The organism is Ruegeria sp. O11, assembly GCF_056535285.1.
In genome coordinates, this window is record NZ_JBQERS010000004.1 from 211351 (window position 1) to 237626 (window position 26276).

The window sequence follows — 26276 nt, forward strand, 5'->3', positions numbered from 1 at the left end:
CCCTACATATGCAAGGCAATGCCCCAACACCAGACGGTCAGGTCGCTGATGCCGCGACCGGCAACTGGGTCGACACGTACGCACCCACCTTTGCGCGCCCTTACCTGCGGCTCAGCCGGGCTGATCGGCCTATTGGCACATGGTTGTTGCTGATTCCCTGCTGGTGGGGTCTGGCACTGGCCATCCTCAGCGACGGGCAACCACGATGGGAGGATCTTTGGATCGCCGTCGGTTGCGCCATCGGAGCTTTCCTGATGCGCGGCGCGGGCTGTACGTGGAATGACATCACCGATCGGGAGTTCGACGGGAAGGTTGAGCGCACCCGCTCGCGCCCAATACCATCGGGTCAGGTCAGTGTGCGCCAGGCGGTGTTCTGGATGGCTTTGCAATGCCTGTTGGCACTGGCGATTCTTCTGACTTTCAACCAGGCCGCCATAGCAATGGGTGTTTTATCGTTGCTTCCCGTCACGATCTATCCATTCGCGAAACGGTTTACCTGGTGGCCACAGATTTTTCTGGGGCTGGCCTTTAACTGGGGCGCATTGCTGGTATGGGCAGCGCATACTGGCACCGTGGGCTGGCCCGCCATCATGCTCTATCTGTCAGGCATTGCCTGGACCCTGTTTTATGACACGATCTATGCCCATCAGGATGCCGAGGACGACGAACTGATCGGAATCAAATCCACTGCGCGGCTGTTCGGAACCGATACCGCGCGTTGGCTCAAATATTTTCTGATAGGAACGGTCAGTCTGATGGGACTTGCGATTATCGATGCGGCATTGCCGGTGGCGTCGGTCCTTGCATTGGTCGTTGCGCTTGGCGGGCCTTGGGCGATGGGATGGCACCTTGCCTGGCAACTGAGGGGGTTGGACACGGAAGACAACGCCAAATTGCTGCAACTGTTTCGGGCCAATCGCGACACCGGCTTGATTCCGCTGATCTTCCTCTGCGTCGCCCTTTTGCTCTGATTGCACCTCCGTGATGGGCTCTGTATGAGTCCGGAACAAACCGCCCGAGGAGTTTCGATCCCACCTATGCGCATGCCTTACGCTCTTGCTGTTGCGTTGATCTTTGCGGTGACCGCCGTGCTGTCTCTGGTGGCGGCGAGCTACGCAGTGACAAAGATAGAAGACGCATCGGAGTTTGCAGTACGCCGGGCTTTGAATCTCAAGGGCCATGACTGGGCCGAGGTCCAATCCGATGGGTTGCGTGTTGTATTGACTGGTACTGCCCCGGATGAAGCTACCCGGTTCAACGCACTGACCGCCGCCGGAACCGAAGTTGATACCTCGCGTGTAATCGATGAGATGGAGGTCGCGCCCACCGCCGACCTGACCCCGCCCCGTTTTTCGGCCGAGATATTGCGCAATGACAGCGGCATAACAATCATCGGCCTCGTGCCCGCGAGCTTGGATCGCGACGACCTGATCGACAGGTTGCAGCGACTTGATCAGAACTCATCCGTTTCTGATCTGATGGAAAGCGCGGACTACGCCGAACCCAAGGGATGGGATCAAGCCATAGATTATGCGATCGAGGCACTTTCTGGCCTGCCCCGTGCCAAGATTTCCGCCAGCCCTGGATTGGTACGTATCACCGCCATCGCCGATAGCCAGCAGGAGAAAGACAGGCTGGAACAAAACCTGAGCCGTGCCGCACCGCCCGGACTGCGAATCGGCCTTTCCATCTCGGCGCCCCGCCCCGTTATCACGCCGTTTACGCTCCGCTATCTGATAGATGAAAACGGCGGACAGTTTGATGCCTGCTCTGCTCAGAGTGAAGACGCGCGGGAGCTGATCGTCGCCACCGCGCGCGAGGCTGGTTTGACCGGGCCATATTCCTGTACAATCGGGCTGGGGGTTCCTTCGCCTCGCTGGTCTAATGCTGCACAGCTAAGCATCTTGGCACTGGCCGAGATTGGACAGGGGTCGGTCACCATGTCGGATGCCGACATCACGTTGGTAGCGGCCCAAGATACCAGCCCCATCTTGTTTGATCGTGTTGTGGGGGAATTGGAAAACGCGCTTCCCGACGTATTCGCCCTTCATGCAGTACTGCCCGAACCCGAGCCCGACGATCCCGCTGGACCGATTGAATTCAACGCCACCCTCAGCCCTGAAGGTCTGGTGCAGTTGCGTGGCCGTGTCAGTGACGAGACCCTACGCGACATGACCGACAGTTTCGCCCGCGCCGCCTTTGGATCAACGCAGGTTTACACCGCCACCCGTGTGGTTCAGGATCTGCCAACCGATTGGCCCGTTCGGGTTCTGGCCGGGCTCGATGCCTTGTCGCATCTACACAACGGAGCATTGACTGTAACGCCAGACGACGTTTCGCTGACAGGGGTCAGCCACGATCCCGATGCAAAGGCGCGGATCGCTGGTTTGCTATCGGACAAGCTGGGCGATGCTCAGGATTTCAACCTGTCGATCACCTATGTTGAACCACCAGCGCCTCAAGATGCGCTGCCAGATCCGGAGGTTTGCGAAGAACAGATCGCCGAGGTTCAAAGCAATAGTAAAATCGCCTTCGAACCAGGGTCGGCGACAGTCGCCTCCGACTCGCGCGATGCGTTGAATCAGATCGCGGACATCCTGCGCGAATGCGGCCCGATACGATTGGAAATACAGGGCCATACCGACAGTCAGGGTCGCGAGGAAATGAACCAGCAACTCAGCCAGGCGCGTGCGCAATCTATCCTGAACGAACTACGTGGTCGGCGTGTCCCGACCTCAAGCTTTTCAGCGGTCGGATATGGCGAGACGCAGCCAATTGCGGACAATGACACCGAAGAAGGCCGTGAAATAAACCGCCGCATCAAGTTTCATCTGATCCGGCCTGAACCTGTGCCAGATACTGAGACCGGGCTTGAAGCCGTAGAAGCAGAATCACCGGACGCCGAAGCCCAGGATGCAGGCTCAGAGGACCAATAAAGTGAACAGAATCGAATTCGTTATCGCCACCGCTATCATCCTGTTTGCTGCCTTCTGCATGGGCTGGTTTGCGAACTGGCTGGCACATCGACTGTCGCGCGTCCGTCAAAGCGACGTGGCTGATCTGGATCGCATGAGCCAGGAGTTGCACGAGGCCGAGGAAACGCGCGATCAAGCAATCACCTATCTGCAGCAACGCGAAGCGGAGCTGACCAACCAACTGACCCAGGCCGAGGCCGAACTGGCCGCCGCCATGGACGGATTGCGCGCCGCAAGGCAAGAGGCTGAAGAGCTGCGTGGTAGGATCAACAACGCAGACTGATCTTGGCAACCTAGAAAGCTAATCCTGTTTCTACGCTTAGATCGGCGTATTTTGGCCGATAGGCGAGCACTGTCTTCATTTCCACAACTTATTCAATAATATGAATTGGTGTGTTTTTGCCTGCGCACTGAACTGTTCACGATCCAAGAAACTGGAGTGTACTATGTTTTTCAATCCAACTTTTAAGACCGCCGCAATCCTTGGGATGTTTGTGACGACCGCTGCAGTCGCCTCAAGCGATGTGATCCCGTCAGAGAATGACACCTTTACAAAATGGGGCGAAGAGTCCGGTTGGACCATCTATGTGGATGAAACCCGTGGGTCCTGCCTGATCGAGCGTGTCGACGGTAACAGCAACGTCGTTCAGATGGGACTGACAAAAGATCAGGAGATGGGTTATCTCGGCGTCTTCACACAAAACGACATCGGCTTGAAAGGCAAAAAGGAGGAAATCATCCTATCGCTGGACGGCAACGTTTACTCGGCCGAAGCGCGCAAGAAGACAAAGCACCTCGCTGAAGGATACACAGGGGGCTACATTCTGGCCAACAATCCGCAATTTGTCGAAGACGTCATGAAGAAATATGAGATGACGGTTTTCCCGGAAAAAGAAACCGGATTCACCGTAAGCCTTGATGGCACTCTGAAGGCGATCGAAGCTGCTCGGACCTGCAACACGGAACAAAGCAGTTAAGTCGATCAACCCAATCTCGGCATCCGGCAACGGGTGCCGGACCCAGTCTTTACCACCGAGTCAGCGCGTCCTCGTCCTCATCCTTGGCCGCGACCCATTCGGCCCCGCCCGAGGTGATTTCCTTTTTCCAGAATGGAGCGCGGGATTTCAGGTAGTCCATCAGGTATTCCGCCGCCTCGAACGCATCCTTGCGGTGCCGTGCAGCGGTGGCCACCATCATGATCCGGTCGCCCGGCGCAAGCCGCCCATGGCGGTGGATCACCAGCACATCCCCCAAAGACCAGCGTTTCTGAGCCTCTTCGGCGATCTTGGTCAAGGCGCGCTCGGTCATTCCGGGGTAGTGCTCGATCTCCATCACGTCCAGATCGCCCGAAGCAAGATCACGGACGACGCCTGTGAAGGTCACGATGGCCCCATTGGCGTCATCTCCGGCGGCAAAAGCACTGGCCTCGGCACCCAGATCGAACTCTTCTTCCTGAACCGAGATGCGCAATTTAACCACCGGTCATGGGTGGGAAAAACGCGACCTCGCGCACTCCCGCCAGTGACGCGTCAAAATCTGACAATTCCTGATCCAGAGCCACCCGCAGCGCGGACAGATCGGCAAAGGCCGCCGCATAGCGATCCTCTCGCGCGCTAAGCTCGGCGACCAGATCAGACACCGTTGCGGCCTGCGTCTCAACCTTTTCTTTCGGCAGACCGATGCGTTCACGCACCCAGGCGAAATACAGCACGTCCATTGCTTAGCTCTCCTTCAGATGGGGCATGGCTTTACGTAGGTAGTCATAGCCGGTGATCAATGTCAGCGTCGCAGCGATCCACAGCAGCCACAGACCAATACGGCCAGACCAGAACATGCCTTCAAGATGCCAGCGCACGTGGCCCAGATCCTCCACCTGCCCGGTCAACACCTGATCGATGGTCGTGGCGTCCATTCCGAACGTGGCCATCACGAAGTGGTGTTCGAATATGCCCTGCGAAAACAGGATCGCGATTGCCACCATCTGTGCCGTCGTTTTCCACTTGGCCAGTTTCGTGACCTTCAACGTCCCAGCCACGTCACCCAGATACTCCCGCAGACCTGAAACAAAGACTTCACGAAACAGGATGACCGTTGCGGGCAGCACCAGCCATGGCGTCCAGTGCTCGGTCGAGTAGCCCACCAGGATCATCAACGCGATCACAACCATAGCCTTATCAGCGATTGGGTCCAGCATGGCCCCGATTTTGGTTTCCTGTTTCCAAGCCCGCGCAAGATAGCCGTCGAACCAATCAGTGATGGCCGCAGTCAGGAACAGGATCAGCGCAAACCAATCCGCATAGGGGCGCGTGAAATACAGAAACATCACGGCAAGACCTGGCGCGGCCACGAGGCGCAGGACGGTCAGAATATTCGGCAGGTTCCATTTCATGGCTTGGACCCTACATCGCCGGCCCGGGACATAAAAGATGAGGTCGCGAAAAACTCACAGTACACAAGCGTTTGGCACGTGGCACGTCACAGAGTCGCAACAGTAGAGAAGTCTTCAGATTCATCTTGGCATCGCAAGACATTGAAGTCAGATTGGCGGATGGCCCGACCTGAAAGCACCTGAACCCCACATGACACCGCATATCCAAACCGACCCCCGGTCGAACCTGATCGGTAGCGCCTGGATGATCGCCGCCATGGCTTTGTTCGCGATCGAAGACGCGCTGCTAAAAGGCGCATCGGCTGACTTGCCGATCTGGCAGGTTTTGCTTCTGTTTGGCATGGGCGGATCAATGATTTTTGCCTGCGTCACAACCTTACGCGGCGGGCGGATATTCCATCCCGATGTCTTGTCTCGGCCCATGAAAATTCGCGTCTTTTTCGAGATCCTCGGACGGATGTTCTATTTGCTGGCAATCGCTCTGACGCCACTCTCATCTGCGACAGTGATTTTGCAGGCCACGCCGCTGGTCGTGGTTGCTGGTGCGGCGCTGTTCTTTGGGGAAACCGTCGGCTGGCGACGCTGGAGCGCGATTGCAATTGGTCTGGTCGGTGTCGTCATCATCATCCGACCAACAGGCGATAGTTTTACGATGCTGTCACTTCTGGCGGTGTTCGGGATGTTGGGATTTGCGGGTCGCGATCTGGCGAGCCGCGCCGCGCCCGCGACACTGGGGGCAGACGTGCTGGGGTTCTACGGGTTCCTCTCTGTCGTGGTTGCTGGGATCGCCTATAGATTCTACGAGGGTGCGCCGATGGTAGCCATGACGGGCACCACAGGTGCCTACATTGCGACTGCAGTGGTGATTGGGACGATGGCCTATGCGTCACTCATGAAAGCGATGCGGACGGGCGAAGTTTCAGCTGTAACACCCTTTAGGTATTCTCGGCTTCTGTTCGGGATCGGTCTGGGTGTGTTCTTATTCAAAGAGCAATTGGATCAAACAATGTGGATTGGCAGCGCTCTGATCGTGGCCTCCGGTCTTTATATTCTCTGGCGCGGGCGAAAAGCCTAACCCTTGTCGTGGAAGAAATCATAGACCTTCTGCGCCAGCCCGGCTGAGATACCTTCGACAGCTTTTAGGTCTGCCAAATTGGCTCGGCTTACAGCTTTGGCGCTGCCAAAATGAGCCAACAGAGCACGTTTGCGTGCGGCTCCGACACCGGGAATTTCATCCAAGGGCGTAGCACCAACCGCTTTGGCCCGTTTCGCACGGTGCGTCCCGATGGCAAAGCGGTGGGCCTCGTCCCTCAGGCGCTGGACGAAGTACAATACGGGGTCATTGCGTTTCAAGGCAAAGGGGCGTTGGCCGATGCGATGAAACTCTTCTTTGCCATGGTCGCGATCCACGCCTTTGGCGACACCGATCATTGGAATATCTTCGACCCCATGTACCTGCATGATCTCGTGCACAGCACTCACCTGTCCGGCTCCGCCATCTATCAACAGCAGGTCAGGCCATAGTCCCTTATCTCGATCCGGGTCTTCTTTTTGCAGGCGAGTGAAACGGCGGGTCAGGACCTCTTTCATCATGCCGAAATCATCACCCGGGGTCAGATCGTCGCCACGAATGTTGAACTTGCGGTAAGCGTTCTTCATGAACCCTTCAGGACCTGCGACGATCATGCCCCCTACTGCGTTAGTTCCTTGTATGTGAGAGTTATCGTAAACCTCGATCCGGTTCGGCGGTGCGTCCAGATCAAATGCCTCGGCCACACCCCGCAGCAATTTGGCCTGCGTGGCACTTTCTGACATCCGTCGGGCCAGTGATTCACGCGCATTGCGTAAGGCACCAGCCACCAATTCCTGTTTCTCGCCACGCTGGGGCACATTGATTTCAACCTTACGGCCGGCTTTTTCGGTTAGCGCCTGTTGCATCAGATCGGCGTTTTCGATTGCATCAGACAGGATCAACTGACGCGGCGGTTCCTTATTGTCGTAGAATTGCCCCAGGAACGCCTCCATCACCTCTGCCGGAGACACGTCCGCACCAACGCGCGGATAGAAGTCCTTATTCCCCCAGTTTTGATTGGCGCGGATAAAGAACACCTGTACGCAGGCCTGCCCGCCGTCCATATACAGGCCGATCACATCCGCCTCAGCCACACCGCGCGGGTTGATGCCCTGGCTGGTCTGCACCTGCGTCAATGCCCGGATTCGGTCGCGCAGACCAGCGGCGCGCTCGAATTCCATCGCCTCGGACGCGGCCATCATCTGATCGGCCAAATCTTCCTGCACCTTGGTGGATCTGCCAGATAGAAACCGTTCGGCGTCCTTTACGCTTTCACGATAGTCCGCATCGGAAATCAGCCCAACACATGGCCCAGAACAACGCTTGATCTGGTAGAGCAAGCAAGGCCGCGTGCGGCTATCAAACATTGAGTCAGAGCAATTCCGCAGCAGGAATGCTTTCTGCAACTGGTTCAGCGTCCGGTTTACGGCTCCAGCACTGGCGAATGGCCCGAAATAGGCGCCTTTTTCTTTCTTGGCCCCGCGATGTTTCTTGATCTGCGGAAAGGCATGATCCTTGGCGACCAAAATATTGGGAAAGCTTTTGTCGTCCCGCAGCAGCACATTGTATTTTGGCTTGAGCTGCTTGATCAGGTTTTGTTCCAGCAGCAGTGCCTCGGTCTCTGTCCGCGTAGTCAGGAACATCATCGAAGCGGTCGCTGCAATCATCTTCTCGATCCGGCCCGAATGCCCGGGTCGCGTATAGTTCGACACCCGTGCCTTCAGGTTGCGCGCTTTGCCCACGTACAGAACACGACTGTCCGCATCCAGCATCCGGTAAACACCCGGCGAGCTGTCCAGCGTTTTCACATAGCGCTGTATGCAGGCATAGCCGGTGGCTTGTGTTGATGAATCGGGGTCGGTGCTGGCTGTCATGGCTCTGAGATATGATTCTCTGACCATGGCTGCAATCTTGAGCCCCTTAGATCAAGAGAAAACAAATCCACGACTTCTGTGGATAAGTATGCAGATAACTTTTGGGGCATCGTGATTTTCCCTTGAATCATTGCCTATTCGTTGATCTGCACAAAAAATAGGCAGTATTTTAACTATTTGTTTTCAAACGATACTTTTTCTGATGTGAGACAAGTGTATGAAAATTAAGACATTTTTGTAACGTGCATGTAACGTAAATGAGAGCGGTGCAAAACTTACCGCAGTTTTACCTATTCTACGCCCAGTACATCCGGTGTCTGCCAGCCCAGATGCTGCCCGCCATCCACGCACAAAAGCTGACCGGTGACCGAATGCGCATCCAGAAAATAGCCAAGCGCGGCAGTGATATCTGACGGATTCGCGCCGCGCTTAAGAATCGTGTTCCGGCGTTGAGCGTTAAAGTGCTTTTCGCTTTGTCGATGACCCTGCATCGTCGGTCCCGGGCCGATTGCGTTTACGCGGATCGCTGGTGTCAATGCCTGAGCTGCGGTTTGGGTCAGGGTCCATAGACCCATCTTGGCGATCGTATACGACATGAACTCGGGCGTCAGTTTACGAACGCGCATGTCCACCATGTTCACAATCAGACCCACTGCCTGGGGCTCACCCTGTTCATCCAAAGTCGGCTGCAATCCCTGTGCGGCCATGGCCTGCGTCAGAACAAATGGCCCGCGCAGGTTGCTGTCGAGGTGGCGATCCCAGCTGTTGCGCGTAGCGGTATTAATATTGTCATATTCAAAGATCGAGGCATTGTTGACGAGGCAAGTTATCGGCCCGCCAAGCGCCTCGGCCGAGCGGGGCAGCAACGAGCTGACCTGAGCTTCGTCAAGCAGATCTGCCTGCAGAGCGACTGACTTTCGCCCCAGCGCTTGCACTTCATTCACTGTTTCAAGCGCTTCCCGTTCCGAGCTTGCGTAATGCACAGCCACATCCATCCCGCGCCGCGCCAGGTATAGTGCCATCGCGCGGCCAAGACGTTTTCCCGCTCCGGTCACCAATGCTTGGGTCATGGGCTCTCTCCCCAGGTCTGATCAGGCCAGAAGGCTAACCACATAGATCACATAAAGTAGCGTCAGGACCAAACCCCAGACCCGCGTGATGTCCTTTTTGAAGAAAACAAACGGGACCAGCAAAAGCGATGCACCCAGCATCACCCAGAGATCAAAGCGTAGAAACTCAGGATCAACCGGGATACGCCCAAACAGAGTTGCGATACCGACAATGGCCAGCAGATTGAACATGTTCGATCCGATGACATTACCCAGTGCCACATCTGCCTGCCGACGCAATGCCGCCATAACCGTAGTCGCCAGTTCCGGCAAGGATGTGCCAACCGCGATCAAGGTCAGGCCGATCACAGTTTCGCTCACGCCATAGCTCTGGGCGATGATGGTTGCATTGTCGACCAACAAATGGGCACCCATTGGCAGACCGATCAGGCCCAAGATCAAATAAACCGCTACCTTCCAATAAGGCATGTCGGGGTCTGCTTCCTCCAGACCGTCCAGCTCGTCGTCATCAGCACAGGCTTCACCACAGGCTTTGCGGTGGGCATGCGCCTCGCGAAAGGCATTGGCGAGAACCAGAGCCAAAGCTGCCAGCAAGATCGCCCCACTGAGCAGATTAAAGACCCCGCAAAATGCCAACCCGATAAACAGAACCGAAGCGAGCAGCATGAAGATATAGTTTTTTCTGCTGTCACATTCGCTTGTGTGCAACGTCGCCAAAAGCGCCGGAAGCCCTAGGACCAACAGAATATTCGCCGTGTTCGACCCCACCACATTGCCCAGCGCTATCCCCGGAGCATTTTCTTTGATCGCACTGATCGCGATCAACAATTCAGGTGCCGAGGTGCCAAAGGCAACAATCGTAAGGCTGACTATCAGCGCAGGCACACCCAATCGCAGGCTGAGGTTCACGGCCCCGCGGACCAGCGCATCACCTGCCAACAGCAGGATTAGCAATCCAAGGCCAGAGAACAGCCACGCGCTCATCCACGGCCTCCTGTTTCACAAGGACAGGGGCCTTTACCGATCCGAAACCGCCCACAACGTGGACATTTTGCAGAACTCAACCGTTTCTGACCCGGAAAGCGGAGCTTTCCGAACATCGCCAGAACACCCATGGCAACCAGAAACAGTGTGACTATTTTGATGATCACGTCACAACCCGAAACGCGCGTATGCAGCACGCTCCTCAAGCCCGGCAAAGGCATCCTGCGCAATCGTCGCCCCAAAACGGGACCAGATCGGTTTGCGCAGGCCGTAACGGCGGAATTTGACCTTTTCGCCAAACTTCTCCTGCATTTTGGGCTTCAGATGTGCAATCCCGTCGATCAATCCCAACTCTTGCGCACGCCGCGCCAGCCAAACCTCGCCATTGAACAGATCAGCACTGGTATCCAGCTTGCCGTCTCGGCGAGACTTTACGTGATCAATGAAATTCTCGTGGATATCGCCCAGCAGCACTTTGAGCCGTGCAACGTCGTCTTTCTTTTCGGGGGCAAACGGATCGAGCATCGATTTCGACTGACCCGCTGTGTGCACACGTCTTTCAAAGCCCTGGCGTGCCAGAAAAACATGCGCGCCGAAGCCAGAAGAGATCACGCCTATCGATCCCAGAACCGAACTGTCATCGGCCCAAATCTCATCTGCCGACGCCGCCAGCCAGTATCCGCCTGAGGCGGCCACATCTTCGACGAAGGCATAGACCGGAATATCAAGCTCTTCCGCCAGCCGCCGGATACGAGCACCAATCAATGAGCTTTGAACAGGCGATCCACCCGGAGAATTGACCTCAAGCGCCACGGCGGCAGGCTTGCCTTTGCGAAAAGCTTTTTCCAGTACCGGCGCCAAGGCGGTGGCATTCATCGACCCGCGCCCAGCCATTCCGATGGCACCGGACAGGCGAACAACGGCCACCATGGGCTGCTTTTTCAAGAAGGGCAGGCTGAGTTTCATGGAAGCCGATGTAGAGGGCGCCGAGGCTGTAAACAAGAGACCCGAAGCGCCATAAACGCGACGTGAACCAATTTCACACACTTGATGGGCAAAAATGCAACGCCCTAGCTACGGATGCGCCAGCCGGTTTTGAAGATCCAGCCAATGATTGCAAGGCAGATTCCGGTGAACGCAAGGATAGCCAGAAGGCTCCAAAAAATGGGTACATCGGCGATTCCGTAGAATGACCAGCGAAAGCCTGAAATCAGATACACCACTGGGTTGAACAGCGTGATCGTTTGCCAGAGGGGCGGCAGCATCGAGATCGAGTAGAACGTTCCGCCCAGAAAGATCAGGGGCGTTACGACAAGTTGAGGGACCAACGACATCTGCTCAAAATTCCCGGCCCAGATACCCACGATAAAGCCCAGCAACGAAAAGCTGAGACAGGACAGGACTAGGAATGCCGCCATGGCAATGGGGTGTTCTATGCGTATATCGACGAAGAACGTTGCGGTGGCCAGAATGACAAGGCCGACGAAAAGCGCCTTTGTTGCCGCCGCACCCACATATCCGATCACTATCTCAATGAAATTGATCGGTGCCGACAACAGCTCATAAATCGTGCCCAGAAACTTCGGAAAATAGATTCCGAAAGATGCGTTCGAGATCGACAGCATCACCACAGACAACATGATGAGACCCGGCACAATGAAAGCGCCGTACGAAACGCCCTCAATCTCTTGAATGCGACTGCCGATCGCGGTGCCAAACACCACGAAGTAAAGCGAGGTCGACAGCACTGGCGACAAAAAGCTCTGTGCGAGCGTACGGAAGAACCGGGCCATTTCGAACCGGTAGATTGCGGCAATTGCAGACCAGTTCATGCGGGCTCTCCGGATACGAGGTTAACGAATATCTCTTCAAGGCTCGACTGACGGGTCTGAACGTCGCGCAATACCAGACCAGCCTGCGCCACATCATTGAGAAGAGTGGTGATCCCGGTACGATCGGCATGGGTGTCGTAAGTGTAGATCAGCGAGTCTCCGGCCCCATTCAAAGTCAGGTTATGCTCGGACAAGCTTTCGGGAATGGTCGATACAGGCTCGGTCAGCATTACCTCGATCTGTTTTTTACCCATCTGCGCCATCAATGTGTCCTTATCCTGGACCAGCAAAAGCTCACCCTTATCGATGACGCCGACACGGTCGGCGATTGCCTCTGCTTCTTCGATATAGTGGGTGGTCAGGATGATGGTGACACCGGCCAGTTTCAACTCGGCCACGATCTCCCACATGTCCTTACGCAGTTCGACATCGACGCCAGCGGTGGGTTCATCCAGAAACAGCACCCGCGGCTCATGCGCCAGAGCCTTGGCAATCAATACGCGGCGCTTCATGCCGCCAGATAACTCCTTGATTGAATTGCGGCGCTTGTCCCAAAGGGACAGCTTGCGCAAAATCTCTTCGATCCGGGCATTGTCAGACCCATGGCCGAACAGCCCTCGTGAGAAGCGAACAGTATTCCAAACCTTCTCGAACGGCTCCAGCGCGATCTCCTGCGGCACCAGTCCTATCATCTTTCGCGCCGCGCGAAACTCGGTCTGGATGTCATGCCCCCCCACGGTAACCGATCCTGATGTCGGAGTAGTAATGCCGCAAACGGTGGAAATCAGCGTTGTTTTACCAGCACCATTCGGACCCAACAGCGCAAGAATCTCACCTTCTTCAATGTCCAGAGACACGCCTTTCAGCGCCTCAAAACCATCGGCATAGGATTTCCGCAAATCGCGGATGGACAAAATGGTGGTCATGCGTTCCCTCGTTCTGGCCCCGCAACCTATCGCGGAGGACCATCATGGAACAGCCCAATTCCGCACAGGCTCATGCGCATGTATGCAGGGGGCTTAATCTCGCCCTGTCAAACGGCCTAGCCAACCCTTTTTGTTTTCTTCCTCGGCGTCATCGTCTTCCGGTGGTGGCCCTTCAAAGTGCTCTTGCAAATTGGCAAAAAACTGATCCGCCATCTTCTTGGCAAATCCATCAATCAGGCGGCTTCCCAACTGCGCTAGCTTGCCCCCCACTTTGGCCTCGACTTCGTAGGTCAAAAGGGTGCCACCAGACTCACTTGGCTCGAAACTTACATTCGCACTGCCCTTAGCAAAGCCTGCGGCCCCACCCTTGCCCTCACCCACGATGGTCAGACGTTCCGGTTCAACCATGTCAGACATGGTAACGGTGCCTTTGAAGGTCGCCTTCACGGGGCCGACCTTTTGCACCACGGTCGCATGGTATCCTTCAGTCGGATCGCCAGTGATTTCTTGTGCACCACTGATGCAAGCTTTCAGCACTTCAGGATCCAGCAGGGCAGAATAAACTTCGGCGGGTGACGCCTGAATTTCGCGTGTATCGCTTAGCTGCATCTGAGAACCTCTTTCATACCTACGGCAGACCGACATAGACCTAGCCCTGAATTGTCGATGCAGGCAACCCAATTGCAGGGGCAAAACAAACTCTTCGCTTGCATTCGCTGCGCCACGCAGAAACCCTGCGTCGCAGGAGGGACCATGCTGAACGGAATTCGTATCATCGAAGTCGAAGGGCTTGGCCCGGGCCCTTTCGCTGCCATGCTGCTGGCGGATATGGGTGCGGACGTCATCACTATTCACCGCAAAGGATCTGCGGTCACACCGGGAATGCCTGAGCGTTCCCTTCTGGACCGAGGCAAGCGATCCATTGCGCTGGATCTCAAGGACCCACAGGAATTAGAGATAGCGAAACGTCTGATCGCAACCGCTGATGCGCTGATCGAAGGCTTTCGCCCTGGCGTGATGGAAAAGCTTGGGCTGGGCCCTGAGGATTGTCATCAGATCAACCCGAAACTGGTCTATGGCCGAATGACTGGTTGGGGCCAGCAAAGCCCTTTGTCCAACACTGCAGGCCATGATCTTAACTATATCGCGCTTTCGGGGGCGTTGTCTTACGCATCCCCACCCGGCCAACCACCGTTAACGCCTGCAACGCTCGTCGGAGATATCGGCGGTGGCGCACTGTATCTGGTCGCAGGTCTGCTAGCCGGGCTTCTGAATGCCCAAAGCACAGGAAAAGGCACGGTGGTGGACGCCGCCATCTACGATGGTTCAGCCCATATGATGAATCTGCTGATGAGCCTGCGCCAGACCGGCAACCTGTCCGACACTCGGGGTGAAAGCCTGCTGGACGGCCCGCATTGGAGCCGCACTTACACGTGCGCAGACGGTGGCTTCATCTCAGTTCAATGTCTGGAGCCAAAGTTTTACGGCTGCTTTCTGGATATCCTCGGGCTTGGCGATGATGCTGAATTCACTCGGCAATATGACCAAGCTGCGTGGCCGGGCCTGACGGTACGCCTGAGCAAAATATTTGCCGAGAAACCTCGCGATGAATGGGCGGCGCTGTTCCAAGATACAGACGCCTGCGTTGCCCCGGTCCTAAGCCCGCAAGAAGCGCTAGATCACCCCATGAACACGGCTCGCCAAACATGGATCGACCACGACGAAACACGTCAAGCCGCAGCCGCACCAAGATTCTCAACCTACGATTGGCACCCTCGATCCAGCCCAAAACGCGGAGAGCACACAGATGAAATTCTGAACGATCTCCCGCCCGCTTCATCTGGCTAAAAATATCTCGGGGGTGAATCGGCCGAAGGCCAAGAGGGGGCTGGCCCCTTAGCCCGGCTTACCGCCCGCGTACCGTATCGATCATCAGTTGAACATTCTCCGGGTCCGCATCCGGTGTGATCCCATGTCCCAGATTAAAAATATGCGGCCCCTTCGAGAAGGCCTTAACAATTCGACGTGTCTCATCAACCAGCGCCTGACCACCCGTGACCATATGCAAGGAGGCCAGATTGCCCTGCACACACCCATCGACTTGTACATTCGCTGCAGCCCATTCGGGCGACACAGAATTGTCCAGTGCGACGCAATCCACTCCGGTGGCTTTGGCGAACCCGATGTAGCCCTGATCCGCTTCGCGCGGGAACCCGATGACGGGTATGCCCGGGTGACGGGCCTTTATGGCTGCGGTAATCACGCGGCAGGGTTCAACAGCGTATTTCTGAAACGCTTCGCCCTTCAATGATCCTGCCCAACTATCAAAGATTTTGACAACCTCGGCCCCGGCCTCGATCTGAGCTGACAGGTATTCAATCGTCGCAGCAGTGATCCTGTCCAAAAGCGCCTCGAACAGCGCAGTATTTTCTTCGCGCAGCGCATGGGCTGGCCCCTGATCCGGGGTGCCCCGTCCGGCGATCATATAGGTCGCCACTGTCCAGGGCGCGCCTGCAAATCCGATCAATGTAGTTTCAGAAGGAAGCTCACGCGAAAGAATACGCACGGTCTCATAAACCGGAGACAGAGTTTCATGGATCGCATCAACAGACTTCAGCGCATCGAAATCTGATTGCTGCGTGATCGTAGACAGACGCGGCCCTTCACCAGTGACAAACCACAAATCCGCGCCCAGCGCCTGTGGCACCAGCAGGATGTCAGCAAACAGGATCGCAGCATCAAATCCGTAACGGCGGATGGGTTGAAGGGTAACCTCGGCGGCCAGCTCGGGATTATAGCACAAGGACAGGAAATCACCGGCCTGCGCACGCGTGGCACGATATTCGGGCAGATACCGCCCGGCCTGCCGCATCATCCAGATCGGTGGAACGTCCTGAACCTCACCCGCCAGCGCCCGCAGTATTTTCTTTGTCTCGGCCATTCGTGCCCCCAGTATTCCGGTTTGGTGCAACGGGTCGGCCCTCAGTGGCAATTTGTCAAGCTCTGCCCCCATTGTCAGGGCAATGTGACGCGACTAAAGCTGTGCACATGAGTCTGATATTGCCTACCCCCGCATCGCCTCTGAAAATCGGTACCCGTGGATCCCCGCTGGCGCTGGCGCAGGCCTATGAAACCCGTCAGAGGCTTGGTGCCGCTTTCGACCTGCCTGAGGACGCGTTCGAGATCGTGGTGATCAAGACGACCGGTGACAACCGTGCCATGATCGACGCAGACCGACCGCTGAAAGAGATTGGCAACAAGGGTCTGTTCACCAAGGAAATCGAAGAGGCGATGCTAAAAGGCGAGATCGACATCGCCGTGCATTCGACCAAGGACATGCCGGTGGAACAGCCTGACGGGCTGGTGCTGGATACATTCCTGCCACGCGAGGATGTGCGCGATGCGTTTATCTCGCCGTCATTGAGCTCGATTCACGATCTGCCCGAAGGCGCTGTTGTCGGGACGTCTTCGCTGCGCCGCCGGGCGCAATTGCTGAACCGTCGGCCCGATCTGAACGTGGTTGAGTTTCGCGGCAATGTTCAAACCCGGTTGAAGAAACTGGCCGATGGCGTGGCCGATTGTACGTTTCTGGCCATGGCCGGTTTGCGCCGATTGGATATGAAAGACGTCCCAGCGACCGCCATTTCCACGGTCGACATGCTACCCGCTATTGCTCAGGGCACGATCGGCATTGAAAGACGCAGCGATGACACGCGCGCTGCAGAAATGCTGGCCGCAATTCATCACGTTGAAACCAGCCAGAGGCTCGCCGCCGAGCGCAGCTTGCTGGCCGGGCTGGACGGTTCATGTGAAACTCCGATAGCTGGATTGGCTGAAATCCGAGATGGCCAGTTACATCTGCGCGGCGAAGTTCTGCGCCCGGACGGGTCCGAGGCCATCAACGATGAGGTAACCGCATCGGTCGATGACGGGATCGAACTGGGCCAGTCAATGGCGACATCTCTTCTGAAACAAGCTGGTCCAGGTTTCTTCGATTGGCGATAAGAAAAAAATTTATACAACCTCAAGGTAATGTGAACTTCTTCACTGTATCTTCTGTTGGATTGTCTAAATATGAGTTTATTCCAATGAGGATGGAAGGTCGGTCTCGAATATATCGAAAGTTTTAGCCCGTTTTTGTTTTAGATAGTATTCGAGGGGGCGAGATTGATCTTTCTGGCGGGGCGCAGTTGAAAATCAGCTGCGCCTCGTTCTTTCTCCAAAGTAATCGGGTGATGATTCTATTTGGCGCTTTCGCGCAGGCCATTATGATGACTGAATACCGGTTGCGCATGCACCATCTCCGACCGAAAATCCGCAACTCGCCCGGGTAATGTGCCATAGAATGATGCCAGACCCGGCTCGACTGTCGCAGCGAGCGCTGCGCATTCTTTGCTTAGGTTCTCAACGTCAAACTGTGACGCCCGCGATCGAACGGCTTCTAATAGCCTAAAATGCGCAGCCTCCAACGCTTTAAACTCAGCGCTGCCCGCTAGATTCCTGTCACCGACAAGAAGGTAAACTGGTTCTGGTTCACTCTTGCCCTTCAGATCAACAAATCCCGCCTCGAGCAGTGCCAGATCAGATTTTGTGGCCTGCTGTATCGAGTGTGAGACAAGTATGTCGTAATCCACATGTCGGCAATTCTGCTCGATCCGCGCCGCCACATTCACCACATCCCCGATAACCGTATAGTTGAAACGACGCTGCGAACCGATATTGCCGACACAGGCGGCTCCGGTCGCGCACCCGGTGGCGAGGGCAATCGGAGGACGATCGCGCATAATGGAGGAAGAGTTAAAATTCTCTAACGCCACCCTCATTTTCAATGCGGCCAATGCAGCGCGACACGGATGATCATCGACCGGCAGTGGCGCATTCCAGAAGGCCATGACCGCATCGCCGATAAACTTATCGATGGTTCCGCGTTCGACAAGAATCTGGTCCCCGATTTCAGAAAAAAGCGCGTTTAGCAAAGCCACCAAATCTGTGGCGGATACCGACTCGGACAAGGGGGTAAATCCTCGAATATCCGAGAACATCACTGTGATCTCCTGAGATTCTCCACCCAATTGCAGTTGATGCCCATTGGCCTCCATCTCATCAAGAATCTCGGGCGCTACGTAATGCGAAAAGGTTTGACGGATCACCCGCTTTTCCCGTTCGGTTGAGATAAACAGGTAGCCTGCCAACAACCCGAAATTTGCCATTCCTCCGGCCAAAGGGAAGGTCGCATCAAACAAAACCGATTGATTCTGAAATGAAAGCCAGCTGATAAGGATCACCACCATTGCCGCTACGCCGCCTGTGACAAATGATGCAACCGCTCCAAAGTTGGACATCACCACGGTGACAACAATGCCAAGAATCACAAATGCCACCAGTTCCAGCGCGGCGGTCACATCAGATCTGCTGAGCAAATCACCAACTAATATCTGCTCGATAATCTGCGCGTGGATCGAAACGCCTGGTACGGACTCACCCAACGCTGTCTGGTGCATATCGAACAAACCGGCCGCAGACGTGCCCACCAGTATGATATGGCCCTCGATTTCTGATCGAAGCGCCGGATCATCAGGGTTTTGCATGATTGCATCTGCCGACAGATATAAATCTGGCTGATCTTTTCGATACCTGACCCAAACCTCGCCATCTTCAGTTGTTGGCAGTCGAAAATCCCCGATTTCGACCGCAAGTACGATCCCTTCTTCCTCAGAAGAGCCCTCGACCAGAATGTAAGGGGCATCCAAAGCAACTCTCAAAGCTTCGATGCCCAACCCCGGCAGCGCCCCGTCTGGTCCACCCCACAAGGCTGGAACTCGTCGTACGACGCCCATTCCCCCAATCGGTGAGACATTAACGCCGCCAATTCCCGCGGCGCTGCGGTCAAGAGGTGGTGCAATTGGTGTCCAGTAAGGCACCGAGACCAACCCCGCGGTCGGGTTTTCTCCGATCTCGACGATGCCGGCCTTGGAGCTGATCTGACTTCCTTCCTGGGAGGTTCGGGCGGCGGTGCCCAGTACGACTGGCCAACGAGCAACCTCTAGCCCAAACACAACATCGTAGTCGGTTTTTTGCGCATTACTCTCAACGGTCAGAACCCCTGCAAGCGACGGGTCTTTGAGCAATCGCGCGGGGGAATATCTGTCAGGCTCGGCAAACAGCATATCAAATGCTATGGCCGCCGCGCCGTTTTCACCTAGATTTTGAACCATCTGCGCCAATAGTGTGCGCGGCCAGGGCCATTGACCCCAGCTAGCCAATGACTGCTCGTCTATATCCAGAACCTTAACCGGTAATTCGGGGTTGTATTCCCTTGGCGAGATGCGCTGAAGCACGTCGAAGTAGATCAGGCGAGACATACGTACGGGGTAGGGGTCTAGAATTCTTATGAAGCAACCCAACAAGATCAGCGCCAAACCAGCCAGGCGAAAACCCAGTCGTCGACTAATTCTGGCTTTGATCTTACCCGCCACATTCGCCTCCTTGGCGCTGGGGGAAAAGTAGGCTTGCGATGTCTTCACCTACCTGTTTGCGGCTGCGGACGCGTTGCCTCTATCACCCGGGCTACCGCTATTCCCCTTGCCATGCCCGGGACCTTTACCTTTGCCAGGGTTCCCTGTTCCGCCTGAAGGTCCGGTTCGACCAGCAGGATTTGAACCGTCTCCTTGGCCAGAACGATTTGAGCTGACGTCTGGTTCAGGCTCTGGCGCTGGGGGTTCCGGTGTCGGAGGTTCAGGCTCAGGTTCCGGTTCAGAAGTTTCAGCTCTGGACACCCTCGCCACTTGGGTCTGAATGACCCTTTGAGGTGCCGCGCTTCGTTGAACCGGAATGTCTGATTGCCGAACCGCAAGAGGAACAGATTCCCTAGCGCATCCGCCAAAATCGACCTGAAGCGGACTCAGCAGATCCCTTTGCGACTGAACGAATGGAAAGCCATTCTTAAGGGCCAACTCATATTGTTCCTGGTCGACGGGGCGACCAACATTCCCACCCAGTGAAGTCGCGAACAGGCTGCACTGGCGCCCGGTCGAGCGGCACCTACCCGATCGACTGCACATTCGGACCTTACCTTCCAATACCAGCATGGCACTTTGCTTACCCGGGACAACCCACATGTCGAAGGTTGTGCCACGAACGGCCATGGTCGCTGTGGGGGTTTGTATGGAATAGGCTCTTTTCTTACTTTTACCCGAAATGAATCGAAAACTTCCACCCAAGGCCTGAACCGCGAAAGATTTTGCTTTCTTTTTTCCGCGCAACATTGAGACATCCAGCACCATTTGTGCATTCGGGCCGATTGCGATCTTGGTATCATCTACGAACAACAACTGTACGACGCCGGATCGGTCAGTAGAAATGGTATCTCCGGAAACAACCTCCATCCCTTCACGCAGACGTATCTTTTTGCCAGCGCGAACTACATCGGCGCCCTGCTTGGCACTCAATACTTTTCCGATAGAGGCCGTGACCGATGCCGGTAATGCAGCCAGAACCATGAAAACAAAAAACAATCTTAACCAGGCCAAACCCAAGTCCCCTTCCCCCAAAAGGTACCCACTGGGATGTTAAATCACCCCTCGCCCGATATCTGTCGCCTCAGAAAGCTAAATCTGATTAGTTATTCAACCCATTAAATTTAGACAAATATGCGCTCAAACCGGTGCATTTGGCAAGCATCGGGGTATTTGCCTGCGTTTCCCGCGTTTTGAAATCTCTTATCCAAGGCTCGGTACAGCCACATCATTGGATTTGATCAACAGTTCTCAGAACAACTTTTCAGGCGCAAAATGTGCGGGGTCACGTCTGCGCATCGGCGAGACATCCCCAGATCGCACAATGCTTGGGCCAGACATCCTCGTCCTCGTCATAGAACCGCTGGGCGTGCTTGTTTGCGACGATGGAAATCGGGACGCAGTCCAGGCGGTGACGATGCCCCCGGCGAATTTTGGCGTGCGACGGTCGATGGCAAAAGCGTGTCATTGGGCTGGGTCTCCTACACTTTCCACGCCCTGACTCGTAAGGTCGACAATACCACGCCGCAGTTATAAGGCGTTCAGTTGATCAGGAAGTTCTTTGCAGGCTCGCCCCATACGCGGATCAACCAGTTGGTATCCGCCTGAAAACCGCCCAAAACAGCGATCACAGCCTTTGGCGAAATCCGGTGGGATTCCCCTACTTAGGTGTAATCCACCCATTGGATTTTATCGTCAGTCAGCTCCAAATGCGTGACAGTGGCTTTACACCGAATATCTACCGCCAGACCAACCGCGGTCCGGTAATCTGCATTCTCCAGAGACTTACCGCCCCCCAAGAAGAACGTGTTGCTCCGGGACAATGATAATGTTCCAGAGAGCGAACGTTGGAACCGGACAACCCGCTCCTCCACCCACGACAGGCATCCCTCGGACGCGCGGATCGCCGAGCGGGCCAGATGCTCGTTAGTTTTCCCGTCAGTGACCTTCAACAGATCAAACAGAAATTCGTGCTCGTGGTATTCCTCGGTCAGAGGCCCCAGCGGTCCGGAGTGCGCGCCGAGAAATTAGAATGTGTAGCGTGTATTGCCACCACGATATCATTTCGGTGCTGTCTCGAGGATCAAATTCCCGCCCTTGCCTCTGCGACTGTCATCGCATCGCAGATAGCTGCGTTCCCGCTCTCGACCAAAGCGATACCGCAAGCTTCGTTTTGAGCGGCCATATCGAGATTACCTACTGGGTTTCGTCTCTCCTGCGGTCGCGTTCCTGCAATGCACGGATGCGCATCCGTTGTGCGGCCTGAATATGTGCACGCATCTCCGTCTCAGCTGCCGCACCGTCGCGAGCGTTCAAAGCCGCCATAATGCGCCGATGCTCGGCCACCGCAGCCTCGGCCCTGTCACCCTCCAACAGTTGAGATGGCCCAAGGACCAGCAGAGCCTTTTGCAAGGATAACATCGACTTTGCCAGAAACCGGTTCTTGGCTGCATCCAGCAGTGTCGCATGAAAAATCCGATTGATCCGCACAGCGTCCGGGCCCGTGCCTGCCTCCGCCAGTCGATCATTCAGAACCTCAAGCTCATCCAGTTCGACACCTGACGCAGCGCGGGCGGCCAAACGGGCAGCTGTCCCCTCAAGCACCGCGCGCATTTCATAGAGCTCCATCACCTCTGCATAATCCAGACTGCGCACTGTTGCGCCCTGCCGTGGAACATGGGTCACCAATCCATCAGCCTCCAATTGACGGATCGCCTCGCGCACCGGGGTGCGGCTAACTCCCAATCGTTCAGACAACTCTATTTCTCGCAGGCGTTCACCGGGCAGAAGATTGCCTTCGCGAATATCGTCCAAAAGACGTTGGTACGCGGAATAGCCTTGCGGGCCGGGCTGTAAGGGGTCGTCCTGTATGGTCACATTAGGCTCACTTGTTTTATTGCATCCTATTGTATACAGTTGAATACACAACGAGTCAATGACGCTGGAAAACGTTCCTTGCCCACGCTGATCAACACAATGCCTCTTCTGACAAAGCGGGCCGTAACACTCGGCCTTGCACTTCTTGGCACCGGAGCTTTCTGGACGTTGAATCTGCCGCTGCCCTTTCTGTTTGGCCCGATGAGCGCCTGTCTGATTGCGGCCCTCGCGCATGCGCCGATGGAGGGGTTCGGACAGGTGTCAGTGGCAGCGCGCACCATTCTGGGTGTGGCGGTGGGCGCATCAATTACACCTGCCCTATTTGCAGAATTGCCTAAAATGGCCGCGTCGATTGCACTGGTCCCATTTTTCATCCTGTTGATCGCGCTGATCGGCGTACCATTCTTCCGCCGGGTCTGGGGTTTCGATACGACAACCGCATTCTATGCCGCCATGCCCGGCGGCTTGCAGGACATGATCATTTTTGGGACCGAAGCTGGAGCCAACCCGCGCACTTTGTCGCTGATCCATGGCACGCGCGTGCTGATCATCGTGACGCTGGCCCCGCTGTTTCTGACCATGTTTTACGGCGCCGAGCTGACAAACCCGATCGGAGAACCCGCACGCGACCTGCCGCTGCACGAGCTGGCCCTAATGGTGCTGGCTGCCTTTATCGGCTGGAAGGGTGGCGAGCGTATTGGCCTATTCGGCGCATCGATCCTGGGGCCGATGATCCTGACGGCTGCTTTGTCGCTCTGGGACTTCATCCATACACGACCACCGCGCGAGGCCATCCTGGCCGCACAATTCTTCATTGGGTGCGGAATTGGCGTGAAGTTTGTCGGTGTTACCTGGGTGGAGTTGCGCAAGGTCGTGGCCGCGGGCTGCGCTTACGTGGTTGTGCTGGCCGTGCTGGCAGCGGCCTTCACAGCTGTTGTAACCACGTTGGGGTTTGGCAAACCGGTCGAAGCGTTTCTGGCCTTCGCACCCGGCGGGCAGGCCGAAATGACGGTTCTGGCCATCGTCTCAGGCGCGGATCTGGGCTTTGTGATCACTCACCATCTGACAAGGATCGTGTTGGTGATCATCGGTGCGCCCATCGCCGCAAATCTCATTCTGCGCTGGTCTAAACCTCGGCGTTGATCATATGGATCGGCGCGCCTTCAGTATAAGCGTTTACCTGATCGAAGATGTCAGCAAACTACAGGTCAAACTCATCTTCGGTCACAAAACCGATATGCGGCGTCGCGATCAGCTTGGGATGTGCCAGAAACGGATCGTTCGGGTCGGTTGGTGGTTCGGTATCGAACACATCAATTGCGGCTCTGCCCGGGCGACCGGCGTTGAGCGCTCCAAGCAAGGCACCTGGAGTGATCAACCCGGACCGTGACGTATTATCGAACAGCGCGCCCGGTTGCATCTGTGCTAAATCCGCTGCGGTAATGATCCCTTACGTGTCCGGTTTCAGGCGCACATGGACCGAGAAGATATCGCTGTCGGCAAAAAACGCATTGCGGCTGGGCGCAACCTGCACGCCATCCGCCCGGGCGCGCGCCCGGCCGTCCAGAACGATCCTGATCTTCTCTTCCGCAGAATACTGATTGCGCATCGCGCGGCGGATGTCTTTTACGACCTTCTCACCCTGGCTCTGCTTGGTTCCGGGTTTCTTTCTCATCTCCACTCCTTGGCGGCTACGATGAGCCAAAAACCCTCTCTTATCAAATCAACCTAATCTGTCCCATGGGCGCTGACGTCAGACACGGCGATGCCGAACGGGGATTCGATGTGTTGTGGAGTTTCGAACCTGGTGGATGAGTGGTGTGTCGCTGGGAATTGGTTCAGAAAACAAATCCAATTCTTGCCCATAATCCACGTAAGTCGGTGTGTTTTACCGTGATTTCAACGGGTTCACCAATTTTGTCGGAGTAACACACAAAAAGGAAATTTCGCCTTGTATTCCCGGCGCTTGCAAGGATATACCCGTCGGCGGAGACGTGGCCGAGTGGTCGAAGGCGCTCCCCTGCTAAGGGAGTAAACCAGGAATGGTTTCGAGGGTTCGAATCCCTTCGTCTCCGCCATAACCTTCTGATAATAATTGATAATTTTTTTACGCCGCACTGCAGAATGGTAGTCAGGTTTTGATATTTGATTGTACGAAATTCACATTGATTCAAAACGCTATTTTTTAAGAAGCACTAAAAAACTAGCACAAATTTGGCACAGAATCGGGTTGGCGCGATTTTTTGTAAAGGAGTTTTCAGACTCTATTTTGCACTTGCAGCAGAAGCGAATTTTGCACTAGTTCGACCGAAGCTTAGAACCTGCGGAACCGGAAGCAAGCAGTCACAACTCACTTTCCCAAAAACTCAGTCCGGAGCTTCAAGGCAAGCAACTGAAAAACGGTGGCAACGCAGAAAATTCGCCTACTTCGCTCTTGGCGCAGGCACGAGTTCTAAACTGACCACCGCACGGGTCTCAGTTTTTTCAGCTCTAGATCTCAGCAGAGCTGCAAGCTGCGCGCAAGTCAAAATAGGGCAGTCTCTCTTTATGTAGAAACTCAAAGTCTAGATAGCTGATAAAGCCGCCCTTTCATTCACCCGCAACAACTGTCGCCTAGCTGAATTGGTGGGCAGGGTGCCGTAGCATAGGAGCAGTAGACACAACAGTCACCCTGCAACGGCTTCAAGACTGCATTACATGACTTGCACTCATAGAACCACTGGCAAGCATCCGTCGGCATGACTTCAGTTTCGCTGTGACCGCATTTCGGGCAAGTCAGGGTGCTTTCAAGCACTACAGTTTGTTCTGTCATAGTCTCACATCTGCATTATCAGGAAATCATTAATCCGGGCTTCGTTAAAGACGACGACCCAAGCAAAGCCTGTGATTGCCGTCGTCCCTAGAAGCCACCATTTCAACTTTGGTAGGGAACCGCGCTGATAAGATACAAACCATGATATCGCGACAAGCGCCGTCGAAATCGCCAATACGTAGTAGCTTGCTGCCGCGATCTTTCCAAAAATGGCCAGCCAGCTGCCCCCTAGTCCCAGCAACATCATTGTCATGGGCAACACACAGCAAGTCGCGACGCCAAGTGCTGACAGTGATCCCAGATAACTTAGGCTAACGTACTTCTGCATCTCATTCCCTTGATTAGTTGGAGTAGTCGAAATGACAGATTCTTGTATAACTTCTGTAGTCGCTACAGGATCAAGACGGGAAAACTCACATGTTTGCGATTGGGGAAGCATCCCGGCAAAGCGGTGTCGGCATCGAAACGATCCGCTACTATGAACGCGAAGGGATCGTGCCTAAACCAGAACGGGCACCGAATAATCGGCGGATGTACTCTGCGCACGATGTTGGAAGGCTTCGCTTCCTTAAAAAATGCCGTGATTTGGGCTTTCCGCTCGCCGACGCAAAGACGCTTCTCGATCTGTCCGAAGGCGACGGCGAGGATTGCCGATCCGTGAAAGAGCTGGCGGAGCTTCATATCTTAAATGTCCGTGCGAAGATCGCCGAACTTAGGCGCTTGGAAGCCGCCTTGAACGAACTCACGGCCAACTGCGACAGCGGGAATGTATCTTGTCCGATGTTATCAAAGCTGCGCACCGTCTAGAGGGACTTTAGGCTCCAAACAGCCTTCCACGCAGTGTCCATTTTTGAATGCTTCTGAGACTCGCTTAAAGCAAAGAAGTTGCAATCCATACTCTGCTCCATTTTTTTGGGCAGATACCTTTTTAACGTGCAGATTCCAGCGGA

General features: G+C 55.4%; 28 protein-coding genes and 1 tRNA gene. 10 read left to right on the forward strand and 19 right to left on the reverse strand.

Annotation, left to right across the window (positions count from 1 at the left end):
* The first annotated feature begins 8 nt into the window (after positions 1 to 8).
* The 4 genes from ubiA (at position 9) to ACRZ91_RS11115 (ending at position 3952) form a co-directional block, all read left to right on the forward strand.
* Positions 9 to 971 carry a 4-hydroxybenzoate octaprenyltransferase gene (gene ubiA / locus ACRZ91_RS11100; protein WP_480905253.1) on the forward strand — a complete coding sequence of 321 codons (963 nt, stop codon included), beginning with the start codon at positions 9 to 11 and terminating at the stop codon, positions 969 to 971.
* A 66-nt stretch (positions 972 to 1037) separates the two neighbouring features.
* Positions 1038 to 2936: an OmpA family protein gene (locus ACRZ91_RS11105; RefSeq protein WP_480905426.1), complete on the forward strand. Its 1899-nt coding sequence runs from the start codon at positions 1038 to 1040 to the stop codon at positions 2934 to 2936.
* 1 nt (position 2937) lies between these two features.
* The gene (locus ACRZ91_RS11110) at positions 2938 to 3258 is read left to right on the forward strand and encodes a hypothetical protein (RefSeq protein WP_170544813.1); all 321 of its coding nucleotides are present in this window, start codon (positions 2938 to 2940) and stop codon (positions 3256 to 3258) included.
* Positions 3259 to 3421: 163 nt separating this feature from the next.
* Positions 3422 to 3952: a hypothetical protein gene (locus ACRZ91_RS11115; protein WP_170544816.1), complete on the forward strand. Its 531-nt coding sequence runs from the start codon at positions 3422 to 3424 to the stop codon at positions 3950 to 3952.
* A 49-nt stretch (positions 3953 to 4001) separates the two neighbouring features.
* Here ACRZ91_RS11115 and ACRZ91_RS11120 read toward each other — a convergent pair whose 3' ends face one another.
* Genes ACRZ91_RS11120 through pgsA form a run of 3 tightly spaced genes read right to left on the reverse strand, consistent with a single transcriptional unit; the run spans position 4002 to position 5364 of the window.
* Positions 4002 to 4445, reverse strand: coding sequence for a molybdopterin synthase catalytic subunit (locus ACRZ91_RS11120; protein WP_170544819.1), 444 nt, complete (start codon positions 4443 to 4445; stop codon positions 4002 to 4004).
* Between the two features lies 1 nt (position 4446).
* A complete protein-coding gene (gene moaD, locus ACRZ91_RS11125) occupies positions 4447 to 4692 on the reverse strand; it encodes a molybdopterin converting factor subunit 1 (RefSeq protein WP_010443581.1) in 246 nt (81 codons plus the stop codon).
* A 3-nt stretch (positions 4693 to 4695) separates the two neighbouring features.
* Positions 4696 to 5364, reverse strand: coding sequence for a CDP-diacylglycerol--glycerol-3-phosphate 3-phosphatidyltransferase (gene pgsA / locus ACRZ91_RS11130; protein ID WP_170544821.1), 669 nt, complete (start codon positions 5362 to 5364; stop codon positions 4696 to 4698).
* Between the two features lie 190 nt (positions 5365 to 5554).
* Between pgsA and ACRZ91_RS11135 the strand changes: the two genes are divergently transcribed.
* The gene (locus ACRZ91_RS11135; RefSeq protein WP_480905257.1) at positions 5555 to 6439 is read left to right on the forward strand and encodes a DMT family transporter; all 885 of its coding nucleotides are present in this window, start codon (positions 5555 to 5557) and stop codon (positions 6437 to 6439) included.
* Here ACRZ91_RS11135 and uvrC read toward each other — a convergent pair.
* The 7 genes from uvrC to ACRZ91_RS11170 form a co-directional block, all read right to left on the reverse strand.
* Positions 6436 to 8310, reverse strand: coding sequence for an excinuclease ABC subunit UvrC (uvrC, locus tag ACRZ91_RS11140; protein WP_480905429.1), 1875 nt, complete (start codon positions 8308 to 8310; stop codon positions 6436 to 6438). The two genes, ACRZ91_RS11135 and uvrC, sit on opposite strands and share 4 nt — an antisense overlap.
* A 290-nt stretch (positions 8311 to 8600) precedes the next feature.
* Complete coding sequence (locus ACRZ91_RS11145; protein WP_010443577.1) at positions 8601 to 9380, reverse strand: SDR family oxidoreductase; 780 nt, start codon at positions 9378 to 9380, stop codon at positions 8601 to 8603.
* A gap of 21 nt (positions 9381 to 9401) precedes the next feature.
* On the reverse strand, positions 9402 to 10364 hold the full coding sequence (locus ACRZ91_RS11150; RefSeq protein WP_010443576.1) for a calcium/sodium antiporter: 963 nt from the start codon (positions 10362 to 10364) through the stop codon (positions 9402 to 9404).
* 168 nt (positions 10365 to 10532) lie between these two features.
* On the reverse strand, positions 10533 to 11330 hold the full coding sequence (locus tag ACRZ91_RS11155; protein ID WP_480905261.1) for a S49 family peptidase: 798 nt from the start codon (positions 11328 to 11330) through the stop codon (positions 10533 to 10535).
* Between the two features lie 104 nt (positions 11331 to 11434).
* Entirely contained in the window at positions 11435 to 12196 is a 762-nt protein-coding gene (locus tag ACRZ91_RS11160; RefSeq protein WP_170544834.1) for an ABC transporter permease, read from the reverse strand.
* The gene (locus ACRZ91_RS11165) at positions 12193 to 13122 is read right to left on the reverse strand and encodes an ABC transporter ATP-binding protein (RefSeq protein ID WP_170474003.1); all 930 of its coding nucleotides are present in this window, start codon (positions 13120 to 13122) and stop codon (positions 12193 to 12195) included. Before ACRZ91_RS11165 ends, ACRZ91_RS11160 begins: the two co-directional genes overlap by 4 nt.
* 93 nt (positions 13123 to 13215) lie before the next feature.
* Positions 13216 to 13731 (reverse strand): SRPBCC family protein, encoded by a 516-nt coding sequence (locus tag ACRZ91_RS11170; protein WP_480905264.1) that lies wholly within the window; start codon positions 13729 to 13731, stop codon positions 13216 to 13218.
* Between the two features lie 144 nt (positions 13732 to 13875).
* On the opposite strand from ACRZ91_RS11170, the gene ACRZ91_RS11175 reads away from it, so the two are divergent.
* Complete coding sequence (locus ACRZ91_RS11175; RefSeq protein WP_480905267.1) at positions 13876 to 14970, forward strand: CaiB/BaiF CoA transferase family protein; 1095 nt, start codon at positions 13876 to 13878, stop codon at positions 14968 to 14970.
* 58 nt (positions 14971 to 15028) lie between these two features.
* On the opposite strand, the gene hemE is transcribed toward ACRZ91_RS11175, so the two are convergent.
* Positions 15029 to 16063 carry a uroporphyrinogen decarboxylase gene (gene hemE / locus ACRZ91_RS11180; RefSeq protein ID WP_480905269.1) on the reverse strand — a complete coding sequence of 345 codons (1035 nt, stop codon included), beginning with the start codon at positions 16061 to 16063 and terminating at the stop codon, positions 15029 to 15031.
* 107 nt (positions 16064 to 16170) lie between these two features.
* Between hemE and hemC the strand changes: the two genes are divergently transcribed.
* Positions 16171 to 17127, forward strand: coding sequence for a hydroxymethylbilane synthase (gene hemC / locus ACRZ91_RS11185; RefSeq protein WP_170772100.1), 957 nt, complete (start codon positions 16171 to 16173; stop codon positions 17125 to 17127).
* 236 nt (positions 17128 to 17363) lie between these two features.
* Here the strand turns inward: hemC and ACRZ91_RS11190 are convergent, their stop codons facing one another.
* The 4 genes from ACRZ91_RS11190 to ACRZ91_RS11205 all read right to left on the reverse strand — a co-directional run bounded on the left by ACRZ91_RS11190 (position 17364) and on the right by ACRZ91_RS11205 (position 22514).
* Positions 17364 to 19598, reverse strand: a complete 2235-nt coding sequence (locus ACRZ91_RS11190; RefSeq protein WP_480905272.1) for a CHASE2 domain-containing protein — start codon at positions 19596 to 19598, stop codon at positions 17364 to 17366.
* Between the two features lie 48 nt (positions 19599 to 19646).
* Positions 19647 to 20621, reverse strand: coding sequence for a FecR domain-containing protein (locus ACRZ91_RS11195; protein WP_170474632.1), 975 nt, complete (start codon positions 20619 to 20621; stop codon positions 19647 to 19649).
* Between the two features lie 301 nt (positions 20622 to 20922).
* On the reverse strand, positions 20923 to 21105 hold the full coding sequence (locus ACRZ91_RS11200; protein WP_480905275.1) for a hypothetical protein: 183 nt from the start codon (positions 21103 to 21105) through the stop codon (positions 20923 to 20925).
* Positions 21106 to 21833: 728 nt separating this feature from the next.
* Positions 21834 to 22514 carry a GntR family transcriptional regulator gene (locus ACRZ91_RS11205; protein ID WP_319546073.1) on the reverse strand — a complete coding sequence of 227 codons (681 nt, stop codon included), beginning with the start codon at positions 22512 to 22514 and terminating at the stop codon, positions 21834 to 21836.
* A gap of 99 nt (positions 22515 to 22613) precedes the next feature.
* Here ACRZ91_RS11205 and ACRZ91_RS11210 point away from each other — a divergent pair, with 99 nt between their 5' ends.
* Positions 22614 to 23657 (forward strand): AbrB family transcriptional regulator, encoded by a 1044-nt coding sequence (locus tag ACRZ91_RS11210; protein ID WP_480905278.1) that lies wholly within the window; start codon positions 22614 to 22616, stop codon positions 23655 to 23657.
* Positions 23658 to 23715: 58 nt separating this feature from the next.
* On the opposite strand, the gene ACRZ91_RS11215 is transcribed toward ACRZ91_RS11210, so the two are convergent.
* Together ACRZ91_RS11215 and ACRZ91_RS11220 are read right to left on the reverse strand one after the other, a co-directional pair.
* On the reverse strand, positions 23716 to 23961 hold the full coding sequence (locus ACRZ91_RS11215) for an NAD(P)-dependent oxidoreductase (RefSeq protein ID WP_480905432.1): 246 nt from the start codon (positions 23959 to 23961) through the stop codon (positions 23716 to 23718).
* A gap of 3 nt (positions 23962 to 23964) precedes the next feature.
* On the reverse strand, positions 23965 to 24189 hold the full coding sequence (locus ACRZ91_RS11220; protein WP_480905435.1) for a hypothetical protein: 225 nt from the start codon (positions 24187 to 24189) through the stop codon (positions 23965 to 23967).
* Between the two features lie 313 nt (positions 24190 to 24502).
* Here ACRZ91_RS11220 and ACRZ91_RS11225 point away from each other — a divergent pair.
* Positions 24503 to 24592: transfer RNA gene (locus ACRZ91_RS11225), tRNA-Ser, on the forward strand.
* A 515-nt stretch (positions 24593 to 25107) separates the two neighbouring features.
* Here ACRZ91_RS11225 and ACRZ91_RS11230 read toward each other — a convergent pair.
* Entirely contained in the window at positions 25108 to 25326 is a 219-nt protein-coding gene (locus ACRZ91_RS11230) for a GDCCVxC domain-containing (seleno)protein (RefSeq protein WP_480905281.1), read from the reverse strand.
* A gap of 4 nt (positions 25327 to 25330) precedes the next feature.
* The gene (locus tag ACRZ91_RS11235) at positions 25331 to 25654 is read right to left on the reverse strand and encodes a hypothetical protein (RefSeq protein ID WP_480905284.1); all 324 of its coding nucleotides are present in this window, start codon (positions 25652 to 25654) and stop codon (positions 25331 to 25333) included.
* Positions 25655 to 25743: 89 nt separating this feature from the next.
* Between ACRZ91_RS11235 and ACRZ91_RS11240 the strand changes: the two genes are divergently transcribed.
* On the forward strand, positions 25744 to 26133 hold the full coding sequence (locus ACRZ91_RS11240) for a MerR family transcriptional regulator (RefSeq protein WP_480905287.1): 390 nt from the start codon (positions 25744 to 25746) through the stop codon (positions 26131 to 26133).
* Positions 26134 to 26276: the final 143 nt, after the last annotated feature.